Annotated in this window: 10 protein-coding genes and 1 pseudogene; 4 read left to right on the top strand and 7 right to left on the bottom strand. The window is 73.4% G+C overall.

Going from position 1 to position 12,942, the window contains the following annotated elements; genetic code table 11:
* Positions 1–694 precede the first annotated feature (694 nt).
* From J7I94_RS05100 to J7I94_RS05090, 3 genes are all read left to right on the top strand, one after another.
* A complete protein-coding gene (locus J7I94_RS05100) occupies positions 695–1,726 on the top strand; it encodes an amino acid ABC transporter permease (RefSeq protein WP_215165427.1) in 1,032 nt (343 codons plus the stop codon).
* Positions 1,723–3,759, top strand: coding sequence for an FAD/NAD(P)-binding domain-containing protein (locus J7I94_RS05095; RefSeq protein WP_215165425.1), 2,037 nt, complete (start codon positions 1,723–1,725; stop codon positions 3,757–3,759). Before J7I94_RS05100 ends, J7I94_RS05095 begins: the two co-directional genes overlap by 4 nt.
* Before the next feature lie 519 nt (positions 3,760–4,278).
* The gene (locus tag J7I94_RS05090) at positions 4,279–4,965 is read left to right on the top strand and encodes a hypothetical protein (protein WP_215165423.1); all 687 of its coding nucleotides are present in this window, start codon (positions 4,279–4,281) and stop codon (positions 4,963–4,965) included.
* Positions 4,966–5,112: 147 nt separating this feature from the next.
* Here the strand turns inward: J7I94_RS05090 and J7I94_RS38950 are convergent, their stop codons facing one another.
* From J7I94_RS38950 to J7I94_RS05075, 4 genes are all read right to left on the bottom strand, one after another.
* Positions 5,113–5,238: a hypothetical protein gene (locus J7I94_RS38950; protein WP_285442415.1), complete on the bottom strand. Its 126-nt coding sequence runs from the start codon at positions 5,236–5,238 to the stop codon at positions 5,113–5,115.
* 64 nt (positions 5,239–5,302) lie between these two features.
* Entirely contained in the window at positions 5,303–5,578 is a 276-nt protein-coding gene (locus J7I94_RS05085; RefSeq protein ID WP_215165421.1) for a hypothetical protein, read from the bottom strand.
* A gap of 212 nt (positions 5,579–5,790) precedes the next feature.
* Complete coding sequence (locus J7I94_RS05080) at positions 5,791–6,030, bottom strand: helix-turn-helix transcriptional regulator (protein ID WP_215165419.1); 240 nt, start codon at positions 6,028–6,030, stop codon at positions 5,791–5,793.
* A complete protein-coding gene (locus J7I94_RS05075) occupies positions 6,030–6,527 on the bottom strand; it encodes a DUF2975 domain-containing protein (RefSeq protein ID WP_215165417.1) in 498 nt (165 codons plus the stop codon). The genes J7I94_RS05080 and J7I94_RS05075 overlap by 1 nt, the downstream gene beginning before the upstream one ends.
* Positions 6,528–7,315: 788 nt before the next feature.
* On the opposite strand from J7I94_RS05075, the gene J7I94_RS05070 reads away from it, so the two are divergent.
* Positions 7,316–8,491, top strand: a complete 1,176-nt coding sequence (locus J7I94_RS05070) for a PP2C family protein-serine/threonine phosphatase (protein WP_215165415.1) — start codon at positions 7,316–7,318, stop codon at positions 8,489–8,491.
* A 145-nt stretch (positions 8,492–8,636) separates the two neighbouring features.
* Here J7I94_RS05070 and J7I94_RS05065 read toward each other — a convergent pair whose 3' ends face one another.
* The 3 genes and pseudogenes from J7I94_RS05065 to J7I94_RS05055 form a co-directional block, all read right to left on the bottom strand.
* Positions 8,637–9,086: an ATP-binding protein gene (locus tag J7I94_RS05065; RefSeq protein ID WP_215165413.1), complete on the bottom strand. Its 450-nt coding sequence runs from the start codon at positions 9,084–9,086 to the stop codon at positions 8,637–8,639.
* A 177-nt stretch (positions 9,087–9,263) separates the two neighbouring features.
* Positions 9,264–11,432: an RNA polymerase recycling motor ATPase HelR gene (gene helR / locus J7I94_RS05060; protein WP_215165412.1), complete on the bottom strand. Its 2,169-nt coding sequence runs from the start codon at positions 11,430–11,432 to the stop codon at positions 9,264–9,266.
* Between the two features lie 90 nt (positions 11,433–11,522).
* Positions 11,523–12,700, bottom strand: a pseudogene (locus J7I94_RS05055) (nucleotide disphospho-sugar-binding domain-containing protein).
* Positions 12,701–12,942 lie beyond the last annotated feature (242 nt).

Here is a 12,942-nt window from a genome sequence, read left to right as displayed (position 1 = left end):
GGCCTTTCGGGCAGGGTGGCAGGGGTCGCCGGCCGCACGCGTACGGGCTCGGCGACCGCCGGCGGTCGAAGACATGAGGGGGTGTCAGCACCGCGGTGTCCGGTGCGGTACTGGAAGACGTGATGACGCCGAGTGGCGGGAGGAACGGAAGGCGGCGGCGCGGACGAGCGCGAAGGAGGACTCGGCCCGCAACGGGATCAGGAGATCACCGGATCAAGAGATCACGGAATCAGGTTCACGGGATCAGAGGATCACGGGATCGAGGGATCGCCGAGGGAGGGAAGGACCGGTCGGGCCGTCCGCCGCGGAGTCAGCCGCGACACGCCGCGGACCACACCCGACCGAAGTCGATGTGGTCACGCGAGACCAAGCGCTGCTGGGCGTCCATGCGACTAATTGAGCAGGACATCACGGGGCACGTCAAGCGGCGACCGCATACCGGTACCGCCCTCCCGGCGCTCGACACCGCCCCACCGAGGCCCTGTTGACACGGCGAGGCCATGGGCACATACGATCGACACGGATCGGCTCCGCCCCGTGCGGTGCCCTCCGGCCGCGTTGAGGGACGCGGCACGTGTGATGACGCCGGCCTCCCGGCCGCACCGTGCCCCGTACGGCGTTCGCGCCGCGCTCCGCCGCCGGTGTCGCCGGGTGGTCACCGACGCTTGCGCATCCCTCCCCCGGAGAGCCCCCGATGGCCACACGTTCCGACGTCACCACTCCCTCCACCGTCACCGCCGACCCTGTCGGCACACCCGACGCACCTGATGCACCTGACGCACCGGGTGCGCACCTGCCCCGCATCGTGCCGCGCCGCCACACCGGCCGCTGGGTGGCCGCGGCCGGCGCGCTGCTGGTCTTCGCGATGGTCCTCGACTCGGTCGTCCGCAACGACGCCTTCCAGTGGGGCGTCGTCGGCCGGTACTTCACCACCGGCGCGGTCCTCGACGGACTGCTGCTCACCCTCTGGCTGACCGCCGCGGTGATGGTGCTCGGCTTCCTGCTGGGTACGCCGCTGGCCGTGATGCGGCTCTCGGTCAACCCGGTACTGCGGACCCTGAGCTGGGGCTTCGTGTGGATCTTCCGGTCCACGCCGCTGCTGGTGCAGCTGCTGTTCTGGTTCAACATCGGCGCCCTGTATCCGACCCTCGGGCTCGGCGTCCCGTTCGGCCCGGAGTTCGTCACCGTCAAGACGGTCGACCTGTTCGGGCCCACCCTCACCGCGGTGGTCGGCCTCACCCTGCACGAGGCCGCGTACGCCGCCGAGGTGGTGCGCGGCGGCATCCTGTCGGTGGACGCCGGGCAGACCGAGGCCGCCCAGGCGCTCGGCCTGAGCAGGCGCCGTACGCTGCGCCGGATCGTGATCCCGCAGGCGATGCGCTCCATCGTGCCGACCGCCGGCAACATGCTGATCGGCACGCTGAAGGGCACCAGCATCGTCAGTGTGCTGGCCGTGCACGACCTGCTGTACTCGGTGCAGCTGGTCTACAACCAGACCTACCAGGTGATCCCGCTGCTGCTGGTGGCCACCCTGTGGTACATCGCGGTCACCACGGTGCTCAGCGTCGGCCAGTTCTATGTGGAACGGCACTACGCGCGCGGCACCTCCCGCGCCCTGCCGCCCACCCCGGTGCGGCGGCTGCGGGAGCGGCTGGGCGCCGTCCGCTCCCGGCTGAGCGCCGCGACGGCCGCCGACGCCCGGCCCGTGACCGGCGGTGACCAGTGAGCGCCACCGCCTCCGCCGCCGTACTGGCCGTCGTCGGTGCCGGACCGCGGGCCACCGGTCTGCTGGAGCGCCTGGCCACCAACTCCGGTGAACTCTGGTCGGGTGAGCGGGAGTTGCGCATCCATCTGATCGATCCGCACCCGCCGGGTCCGGGCCGGGTCTGGCGGCACGAGCAGTCGCCGCTGCTGCGGATGAACTCCATGGCCGAGGACGTGACCATGTTCACCGACGAGTCCTCCGTCATCGACGGAACGGTCCGGCCCGGGCCCTCGCTCGCCGAGTGGGCCGCCCAGTTCTCCGGCAACGGCCCCCGGTACGCGCCCTACGCCGAACCCGCCGACCCGGAGGTGCTCGGCGAACTCCGCGCGCTCGCACCCACCGACTTCCCCACCCGGCGCGCCCAGAGCGCCTATCTGGACTGGGTGTTCCGCGCGGCGCTGGCCGCGCTGCCGCCGTCGGTCACCGTCACCTGGCACCGGGCCACCGCGACCGCTGTCTCCGGTCCCCCGGACGGTCCGCAGCGGGTGTGCCTGGCCGGGAGCGACACACCGCTCACCGCCGACCTGGTGGTGCTCGCCCAGGGCCACCTGGACGCCGCGCCCGCCGCCGAGCACCGTGCCCTGGCCGCCTTCGCCCGCCGCCACGGCCGCTTCCACCTGCCGCCCGCCTTCTCCGCCGACGCCGACCTCTCGGCGCTGCGGCCCGGTGAACACGTCGTGCTGCGCGGCTTCGGGCTGGCCTTCGTCGACCTGGCCGTGCTGCTCACCGAGGGCCGCGGCGGCAGGTACCGCACCGAACCGGACGGGACACTCGCCTATCTGCCGGCCGGCCGTGAGCCGGTCCTGCACGTGGGATCGCGGCGCGGTGTGCCGTACCACTCCAAGACCGGCTACCGGCTCCGGGGCCCCCGCCCGCCGCTGCCGCGCCACTTCGGGCCGGAGGCGGTCGACGCGCTGCTCGCCGGGGGACGGCCGCTGGACCTGCGGCGCGACGTGTGGCCCCTGATGGCCAAGGAGATCGGGTTCGGCCACTACCACGAGCTGTTCCACGCCCATCCCGGGCGCACCACCGGGACCTGGTCCGCGTTCTCCGCCGCCTACGACCGTCTCGACTGGTACTCCGGCGACATGGCCGCCCTCGTCGCCGCGTCGGTTCCGGATCCGGCGGACCGGCTCGACTTCGAGGCCCTGGACCGGCCGCTGACCGGCGTCACCTTCGCCACCCCGGAGGCCTTCCAGGAACACCTGCGCGATTACATCGTCCGGGACGTGGCCCGCCGCGAGGACCCGGACCACAGCGCGGACCTCGGCGCGTTCCTCGCCCTGCTCTCCGTCTACGGCCACCTGTCCCGGCTGGTCGCGTCGGGGCGCCTGACCGCCCGCTCGGTGGCCGACGGGGTGGACGGCTGGTGGCAGGGCTTCTTCAGCTTCCTCGCCTCCGGCCCGCCCGGGTTCCGGCTGCGCCAGCTGCACGCCCTGTCCCGGGCCGGGATCGTCTGTTTCACCGGCGCGGACCTCAGGATCGGCACGGACGAGGCCACCGGCACCTTCACCGCCACCAGCCCCACGGTGCCCGGGCACACCGTGCACGCGACCGCCCTGATCGAGGCGTATCTGCCCCGTCACGCACTCGACCGCACCGAGGACCCCCTGCTGCGGCGCCTGTACCGGGCCGGGGAGATAGCCGAGGAGGTCGTCACCGACCCCTCGCACACCCACCGCTCCGGACTGCTCACCGTCTCCCCCACCGACGCCCATGTACTCGACCCGCTCCTCGGCGGCCCCCACCCGCGCCGGATCGCCCTCGGCGCCCCCACCGACAGCCGCGCCGTCGCCGCCTTCGCCCGGCCCCGCACCGACGCCCCGGCCTTCCGCCAGAACGACGCCGTGGCCCGTGCCGTGTTGCGTGCCCTGAGCACACGGGAAGGCTCCCTGCCCACGGCCGGCTCCTCTCCCGTCCGAGGCGCGTCCGGACCCACCCTGGTCTCCGACGTCCGCGAACCCCGTGAAACAACACCGCGTACACACTCCTGAGGCACCTCCCGCGCACCTCGCCGGGTCCGCCTGCGGGCGCCGGTGCCACCCCCGCCGCCCTCGCCCCACCCGCCACGGCGGCCACCGCGCCGGGCAGCGTCACGCCCCTGCCCGACGCGTGGTCGACCGTTCGCGACACCACGCGGGCGCCGGCCGCCACACCCCCGACGAGCGCTTCTTCGTCCGCGACCTCACCTCCACTCCCGTCCTGGACACCGACGGCTGCACGCTCACCGCCGACGGCACCGGCCGCACCCAGGGGTACCTGTCCGACGCGGTCGTACCGCATTCCATGACCCATCATCTGATGGTGTGTCAGCCACTCCCGTCCGAGCGGAAAACGACCCGAGAGGAACAAGTGGCACTAGTTGTACGTAGTATCTCCACCTCAGGGCATACGCAGCAGTCGAGGCCCGCGCAGGTGTCACGCGTGGCCGGAAGGGCGGCCCGCCGTCCGTCGGCACCCGGCTGCTGCCCGCCGACAGCAACGACCGTCAGCATCAAGGAGAGTGACCGACCATGTCGGAGACAGCGTCCACCGCCACCGAACTCGCCTCGCAGTACGCCGCGCAGGTGACCGGCGATCTCGAGCGCAACGCCAAGGAACAGGAGCGCCTCAGCTCGGAGATCACCACCTTGCAGGAGCAGCTCGCCGCGTTGCAGCGCGACCACAGTGTGCTGGTCAACATCCAGCAGGCACTGGGCTCGACGCGGACCCCGGCCGAGGAGACGGTCGCGCCCGACACGGCGGCCGTGCCGTCGCCGCGCAAGAAGTCGACGCCCGCCGAGGGCACCGGCGGCAAGCAGACCCGGGCGAAGAAGTCCGCGCCGCAGCAGCGCAAGGCGGAGAAGAAGGCCCCGCCGGCCGGCAAGTCCGCGGCCAAGCCGGCTGCCAGGACCGCCGCCAAGTCCGCCACCAAGTCCGCGGCGAAGAAGCCGGCCGCACCGACGCTGGGCGAGCTGATTCTCGGCGTGCTGGCCGAGCAGACGGAGCCGCGTTCCGCCGCGGAGGTGGCCACCGCGCTGGGCGAGGCCCACGCCGACCGGACGGTGAAGACCACGGTCGTGCGCAACACTCTGGAGAACCTGGTGGCCAGGAACCAGGTGCAGCGCACCAAGCAGGGCTCCTCCGTCTTCTACACCGTGTCCGAGGCCGCTCCGGCCGCGGCGCCGGCGGACGAGGCACCGTCCGAGAAGGCCGAGTAGCGGCTGCCGCAGGCCGAGCGGTGACTCCCGGAGGCCGGGCAGCGGTCCGCGCGTCAACACCGGTGACACGGACCACCGTTGTGCGGTGGTCATGGCAATCCACCGGCGGAGGCATCAGGGCGGCCGGCCCCATGCGGCTGGACGACCTCATCCGGGTGCCCGGCGGGACGAGACGGCAGCGGCGCCGACCGCCCAGGGGAGGTCGGCCCGCCGCTCCACCGGCCGGGCGCGGACGGTGTCGTCGACCCGCTCCGCTCCCGTCGGCGCGGTCACACGCAGGCACGGTGGCGATGTCCCGGAAGAAGCCCCGTCGCACGACGAGACCGGTGGCGGCACGTCACCGCTCATAGCCGCAGCGCACCCCCGTACCGTCCCGTCGGGACCTTTGCCGGCGTCCGGCTCGCGGGCTCAGCGCGGACAGGGCCGCGTGCGCCGCGGAGGTGACGCCGCTGACGGCTCGCCACACCGCGCGGACAGGCCGGTCACCGTCGCTCCGGGCCCGTCCGGCGTCGTCGGCCGGCGGGGTGTCCAGCATGCGTAAACAGTCCGGGCAGGGAGCCAGGTCGTCGTCCAGCCAGTAGGCGCCGTTCAGTGCCGCGTAGGGGGTTTCCATACCTGGAGAACGCGCGGCGCCCGGGCGGGCAACCCACCGCCGCCGGCTCGAAACCGGACCGCAACAACGGATATCCACCGGGCACGTGCGATTCTGGTGCGCCGTGGGCTGCCGTGCTGGGCCTGACAGGCACGGAGCGAGTTCACCGGCGGCCGGGCGCGCGAACCGTTCTGCCCCCGGGTGTCCGCGTCATGATCGTCGGGACCGGCACTTCACGCCCCGGTCCCCGCCGTCTCCGTACCGTCGCCGTCGGGCACCCAGCGCAGCACGTCGCCGGGCTGGCAGCCGAGGGTGCGGCAGATGGCGTCGAGTGTCGTAAAGCGCACCGCCTTGGCACGTCCGTTCTTCAGTACGGCGACGTTGGCGGGGGTGATGCCGACGGCGTCGGCGAACGCGCCGACCGACATCCCCCGTCGCGTGAGCAGGACGTCGAGGTCGACGACGATCGCCATCAGACGACCTCGGCCATCTCGGCCCGCAGCGCTGTCGCCTTGCGCAGCAGACCCCGCATGATCACCATGAGCATCGCGAACGCCGCGCCCACGGCCACGCAGACGGCCGCGGCGCCGAGCGCGCTGGTGACCTCCATGCCGTCGTCGGGCGAGGGGATCTCGGCCACGCCCAGGTGGCTGGTGACCCCGAACGCCAGCAGGGTCGCCACGATCGCGGCGCCGATGATGATGTCGACCCAGCGGAAGGCCCGCTCGGTGAAGATCACATCGCGTTCGACCATGTCGAGCAGCATCCACATGGCGGCGAGGACGACTTGGACGCAGGCGACGCCGGTGATCGCGACGGCCACATAGGGCGCGGCGAACGGGGCGTAGGCCGGGAACCGGTCGACCTCGTCGGCCGCCGCGGTGGGGATGACCACGATCTGCCCGAAGAGACCGAGCATGATCGACGCTGCGATACCGACGCGCAGGACGGTGATGAGAAGGCGAGGCATGTATCGATTCTCGATCGGTATCGATCGAAAGTCAATCGATTACGGCGGTCAGTACAGGGTGCGGACGTACACGCCGCCACCCGGCCCGGCCGTGCCCGGTGCCAGAGCGCCGTCCGCCGAGGTGAAGGCGACGGTGCGGCCCCAGGCGTCCATCGGGCGGCGCTGGTCGTGCGGCGGCCGGCGTGCCGTCCGGGGCCCGGCCGACGAGCGCGGTGCGCCCGGTGCGCAGGCCGGTGACGAAGACGCCGTCGCCTTCGCCGTTGGGGTCCTCGCCGGGCACCAGGTCGGTCGCCCACGAGGCGAACGGCGGTCCGCCCGTCGCCGCTGATCTCCGGGTGTCCGCAGCGCGCGGTGGCCTGGGGCCACGGCGCCTGCCGGGCCCCGGTGCGCTGCTGCCCCGGCCGCCCCTCGCGGTACGGGCACCGCGCGAGGCGGCGGCCGAGGTGACCCGGGCGGGTGACGTCAACGGACGGGCGGACCGTGGCGTTTGTGGCGCGGTGCGCGCCGGTCGGTGTTCTGATGGACCAGGAGAAGGGCGAGCAGCAGCGGCCCCGCGGTGCACAGCGTGAAGAGCATGAGTCACCTCTCGCTCGGCTGACCTGACTGAGGAGTACCCGCGTTCCCCTTACGCCAATGGTGTGAACCCGGCTGTCACTCTCACGTGTTTCCGTCTCCGCACACCCGCACGACCGCGTTCGACGCGGGATCTTCCGGGCATGTGCGGGCCGTGACCGGGCAGATGAACCATCCGCAACGGCAGGAAGCCACGACGGCGGAGGGAGAGGACCATGGACGGCAACACCTTGGAGTTGGGAGACCTGCTCGCCGACGCCGAGGAGGCCTCGCCGGTGGAATCGGTCGACGTCGTGGCGCGCAACCTTCAGAAGCGGTTCGCGGCGGCCAGCGTCTCTTTCCTCTTCCTGGATCTGATCGAGGAGGAGCTGGTACGGCTCACCACCGCCGACGGCGTACGGGACGGGCACGGGGCGACGCACATCGCGCTGCGCGACAGCGTCTACGAGAAGGTGCTGCGGTCGCAGCGCCGGCGCGTCGAACCGGACGGTGACGGAAGCCACCGGGTGATCTCACCGGTCACCAACCGCGGGGACTGCGTCGGTGTCCTGGAGGTGACCCTTCCGCACGACGACCCGTCGGTCCTGCGCAAGGTCGACCAGGCGGCCCACGCCCTGGCCTACATCATCGTCACCGACCGGCGTTTCACCGACCTCTACCACTGGGGCCGGCGCACCACACCGACCAGTCTGGCCGCCGAGATCCAGCACCAGCTGCTGCCGTCCGCCTCGGCCTGCGAGGCCGCGCAGTTCTCGATCGCGGGAGGTCTGGTACCGGCCGACAACATCGGGGGCGACACCTACGACTTCGCGTTGGACCGGGACGTGCTGCATCTGTCCATCACCGACGCGATGGGCCACGACACCGACTCGGCGCTGCTGGCCACCCTGCTCCTCGGGGCGCTGCGCGGCGCCCGCCGCACCGGATGCGGCATCGCGGAACAGGCCAGACGCGCACACCACGCCCTGCTCCACCACAACCGGGGCCTGGCCACCGGTCAGTTGCTGTGCGTCCAGCTCAGCACCGGCGCCGTCCAGCTGATCAACGCCGGCCATCCGCGTCCCCTGCTGCTGCGCGACGGCACCGTACGGGAGCTCATGCTCACCGCGAACCTGCCCTTCGGTGTCGCCTCCCCCGTCCCCCACCAGGTCCAGTACCTGGAACTGCGCCCCGGTGACCGGCTGGTCCTGCTCACCGACGGCATGCAGGAGCGTGGCGCGTCCGGGGTCGATCTGCCCGCCCTGCTCCGCGACTCCCGTGCCCTCCACCCCAGGGAGGTGGTCCGCACCCTGGCCGGCGCCGTCCAGGACGCCTGCCGGGGCCGGCTGCGGGACGACGCCACCGTCCTGTGCATGGACTGGTACGGCGACCGGAGCCCGCGGCTCCCGTAATGGGGCGGGGCCGGTCCGGCGGGTTCGCCCCGGCCGGCCGCCGGCGTCCTCGCCGCCTCGGCACCCGACGCCTCCGTCCCCCTCCCCGCACTCGCACTCGCCCTCGCGGCCGGCCGATGTCCCTTCTCCTCGGCGGTGGGCGCGCTCAGCGCAGCGCGATGCGGGCGGTGACCCGTTTGCCGGTCGGCTCGCGCCGGACGTCGAGGTGCTGGCTCAGCGCCGCGACGATCTCCAGGCCGTGCTGCCCCACCCGGCCGGGGTCGGCCGGCCGCGGTACCGGCAGGGCCGTCTCGCCGTCCCGCACGGTCACCGACATCATGCCGCCGGCGACGGACAGGGACAGCCGTACCGGGCCCGATCCGTACTTGACCGCGTTGGTGACCAGTTCGCTGACCACCAGCTGCGCCGCCTCCACGACCCGGTCCGGCCACGGTTCGGCCCGCTCGTCCCGTGACGCGGCCAGATACCGGACCGCGACACGACGCGCGTCCGCGACGCGGAACGTGCCGGGCTCGAACGTCACCGAAAGCCCGCGCGCACCACCCCCGGACGGCGTCCCCGCGCCGGCCACGCCGTCCGTTCCGACCTCACCCATTCCGCCACCGCCGTCCGACTCCCCCGTGGAACGCGGGACGCCGCCTTCGTCCCGCGCGACCAGAACACTTGTCGCCCCTACGATAGTTCCCGCCGCGTCCCGGCACGCTCCGCGAACCCGCTCCTGCGGCAACGGACGACCGTACCCGTACGCCGGTCGCCGCGTCGCCCGCGGAGGTCAGGAACTGGTGAGGACGACGAGCCGGCGGGTCGCGCGGGTCATCGCGACGTAACGGTCGACGGCCCCCACGACGCCTTCGCCGAACCGGTCCGGGTCGACGAGGACGACCAGGTCGAATTCGAGTCCCTTCGCCAGTTCGGGGGTGAGCGAGCGGACGCGGGACGTCGCCCGGAACGCGGGGTCGCCGATGACACAGGCGGTTCCCTCGTCGTGTGCGGCGAGCCAGGTGCCGAGGACCGTCTCCAGGTCCGCGGTGGAGCCGTGGACGACGGGAACGCCGCCGCTGCGGACGGAGGTGGGCACGTTGGCGTCCGGGAGAGCGGCCCGGATGACCGGCTCGGCCTCCGCCATGATCTCCTCCGGCGTCCGGTAGTTGATGTTCAGGGAGGCGAGGCCGATGCGGTCGAGGCCGACCCGTTCGAGCCGTTCCCGCCATGACTCGGTGAACCCGTGCCGGGCCTGGGCGCGGTCCCCGACGACGGTGAAGCTGCGCGAGGGGCAGCGGACCAGCAGCATCTGCCACTCCGCGTCGGTCAGTTCCTGCGCCTCGTCGACGACGACGTGGGCGAACGGACCGGCCAGGAGATCCGGTTCGACGGTGGCCAGTTCGCTCTCGTCGACCAGGCTGACCTGGGCGTCCTGGCCGCGCAGCATCCGTACCAGGCCCTCGCCGTCGTCACCGTCGGCGCCGGAGTCCGCCACCGCCGCGATCAGGTTGTCGACGACCCGGTCCATGCGGTCGCGCTGGGCGGCCAGGGCGGCCTGGTCCCGGCGCCTTCGCCGGGCCGCCTCCGGGTCACCGAGCCGCTGCCGCGCCGCGTCCAGCAGCGGCAGGTCGGACACGGTCCAGGCGGCCGGGTCCGCGCGCTGGAGCCTGCGTACGTCGTCCCGGTCGAGCCAGGGGGCGCACAGCCGCAGGTAGGCGGGGACCGACCAGAGGTCGCCGACCAGGTCGGCCGCTTCGAGCAGTGGCCAGGCGCGGTCGAAGGCGGTGCGCAGTTCCCGGTTCCGGTTGAGCGACCTGCGGAGCAGTTCCTCCGGGGCGTCGCCGTCGTGCTTGTCGGTCAGGATGGTGAGCAGTTCCTCCCAGACCTGGTCGCGGGCCTCGTTGTGCGGGGTGCCGGGGGCCGCCGCCTCGAAGGCCGCGGCCCATTCGCCGGCGCTCAGCCGGATGTCGGACCAGGGGGTGGTGACCGTCATACCCTCGGCGGGCGGCTCCTCGTAGAACCGGACGGCCTTCTCGATCGCCTTCACCAGGTCGGCGGACGACTTGAGCCGGGCCACCTCCGGATCGGCCTCCACGCCCGCTCCGGCCCCCTCGGCGACGAGGTCGCGCAGGACACAGGTCTGCACGCCCTCCTCCCCGAGGCTGGGCAGGACGTCGGAGACGTAGGCGAGGTAGGGCCGGTGCGGGCCGACGAACAGGACACCGCCCCTGCGGTGGCCGAGGCGCGGGTCGGAGTAGACGAGGTAGGCGGCACGGTGCAGCGCGACGACGGTCTTGCCGGTGCCCGGACCGCCGTCGACGACGAGGGTGCCGCGGGAGCCCGCGCGGATGACGGCGTCCTGGTCGGCCTGGATGGTGCCGAGGACGTCCCGCATCCGTGCCGTCCGCGTGCCGCCGAGGCTGGCGATGAAGGCGGACTGGTCGTCGAGCGCGGCGTGGCCGGCCAGCCCGTCCGGGGTGAACACCTCGTCCCAGTAGTCGCTGATCCGGCCGTCGGTCCAGCGGTACCGGCGGCGGCTCGCCAGCCCCATGGGACGGGCGTGGGTGGCGCCGAAGAACGGCTCGGCGGCGGGGGAACGCCAGTCGACCAGCAGTCGGCGCCCCGTGCTGTCGGTGAGGCCGAGCCGTCCGACGTACACCGGCTCGGGGCTGTCCGCGCCGACCATGCGTCCGAGGCACAGGTCGAGGCCGAAGCGGCGCAGGGCGCGCAGCCGGGAGGTCAGCCGGTGGATCTCCGTGTCCCGGTCCATGGCCTGCCGGCCCAGGCCGCCGGGGGCCCTGCGGGTGGCGGCGAGACGGTCGGACAGCTCGGCGATCGACTGCTCCAGGCAGGCCGCCAGGGCCGCGAAGTGCCGCTCGTCCTCGGCGATCAGTGCCGGGTCGGCCTTGGCCGAGAGCCGGTCGGGGAGGTCGAACGCGCTGGTGGTCAGGGGTTTCACGGTTGTCTCAGCTCCGATGTGTGGGTCACGCTCGCGACCAAGGCGCGTTGCGGGGGCCGGGGACGGGTGTCCCGCGTGCCGTCGTGGGGTTCACGTTCGCGCTGATCCGCGCGGTTTCGCCGCGTCGGCCAGGTCGCGCAGCAGCTTCGCGGCCACCGTCGCACCGTCGGTGCGCACCGTGGCGGCCACAGTACGGGCCCGCGCCGCGGTCCCGGGCGCCAGGGCCGTCCCGAGGCGGCGGTCAGGGAGGCGACGGTGGGGGCCGGGCCGTCGTGTGCGGCGCCGATGCCGAGGCCGGCGACCCGGTCCGCCCAGTACGGCTGGTCCGCGACCTGGGGCACCACCACCTGGGGCGTGCCGGCCCGGGCCGCGGTGGTCGTGGTGCCGGCGCCCCCGTGGTGCACGACGGCGGCCACCCGGCCGAAGAGCGCCCGGTGGTCGGCCTCGCCGACGAGGAAGCAGTCGTCCCCGTCGTCGGGCCGGGTCAGGCCGGCCCAGCCGCCGCCCAGCACCACCCGGCGTCCGTGGGCGCGGGCCGCCTCGACCGCCACCCGGGCGGCGTCCGGCGCCGTGTGCAGGGGCATGCTGCCGAAGCCCACGTACACCGGTGGCGCGCCGGCCTCCAAGAACGCCGTCAACGCGGCCGGGAGCGGGCGGACGTCGGGTGCGATCCAGGCCCCGGTCTGTACGACGCCGAGGTCCCCGGTCCCCTGCCACGGGTCCAGGACCGGGTCGGTCGCCAGCCACGGCCGGTCGCCGATGACGTAGTCACGTACGCCCCGCACCGGGGGCAGTCCGTGGGAGACCCGGCTCGTGTCGAGCGCCTCCCCGAACAGTACGTCGATGCTCTCGGCGTCCAGGTCCCACAGCACCCGGTGGTCGGCCACCTCCGGCGGGAGGGGCCGGCCCGGGTACGCCAGCGGCCGGCGCAGCGGGGACGGCAGGGTCAGTTGCTGGAAGGTCACGGACACGGAGCGGATGCCGAGTTTCTCGGCCACCGACAGCGCACCGGCCGCGGCCGGCACCATGCCGGTCGCCACCAGCACGTCGCAGCCCTCGGCGGCCTCGGTGACCACCTCGAACTGGGCGGCGATCAACGCCGCCGCGCGCTCGGGCAGGGACGACGGCGCCGGCGCCGCCTTCGTCAGCGCGCGCGCCGACGGGCCGACCGGTACCAGGGGCACACCGGCACCGGCCAGCCGCCGCGCGAAGTCCTCGTCCGGCGGCGCGCACACCAGCGCCTCGGCGCCGAGGTCCCGCAACGCCATGGCCAGCCCCACCAAGGGTTCGACGTCCCCCCGCGACCCGTACGTCGACAACAACACACGCACTCGGCGACTCCCGTTTTCGCTGGTCCTGGGCTCAGGCCGGTCATTCTGCGGCACGACGGGGGCCTTGCCGCAAGGCCCCCCGTGCGCTATACGTTGAGAGTGGCGGAGAGCGGGTACCTCCCTCCGCCGTTCCCCCGGGCATTCCGAGCCGAGCCGAGCCGTGCGCGTACGCGCCGGCG

The sequence above is a fragment of the Streptomyces sp. ISL-12 genome (genome assembly GCF_018614415.1).
Classification (GTDB): domain Bacteria; phylum Actinomycetota; class Actinomycetes; order Streptomycetales; family Streptomycetaceae; genus Streptomyces.
This window is presented reverse-complemented; position numbering and strand designations above follow the sequence as displayed.

Coding starts and splice junctions, on each gene's coding strand:
- J7I94_RS05085 (WP_215165421.1), bottom strand. CDS start 5,578: ATGGAAACCCCCTACGCGGCACTGAACGGCGCCTACTGGCTGGACGAC.
- J7I94_RS05090 (WP_215165423.1), top strand. CDS start 4,279: ATGTCGGAGACAGCGTCCACCGCCACCGAACTCGCCTCGCAGTACGCC.
- J7I94_RS05080 (WP_215165419.1), bottom strand. CDS start 6,030: ATGGCGATCGTCGTCGACCTCGACGTCCTGCTCACGCGACGGGGGATG.
- J7I94_RS05075 (WP_215165417.1), bottom strand. CDS start 6,527: ATGCCTCGCCTTCTCATCACCGTCCTGCGCGTCGGTATCGCAGCGTCG.
- J7I94_RS05065 (WP_215165413.1), bottom strand. CDS start 9,086: ATGGGTGAGGTCGGAACGGACGGCGTGGCCGGCGCGGGGACGCCGTCC.
- J7I94_RS05100 (WP_215165427.1), top strand. CDS start 695: ATGGCCACACGTTCCGACGTCACCACTCCCTCCACCGTCACCGCCGAC.
- J7I94_RS05070 (WP_215165415.1), top strand. CDS start 7,316: ATGGACGGCAACACCTTGGAGTTGGGAGACCTGCTCGCCGACGCCGAG.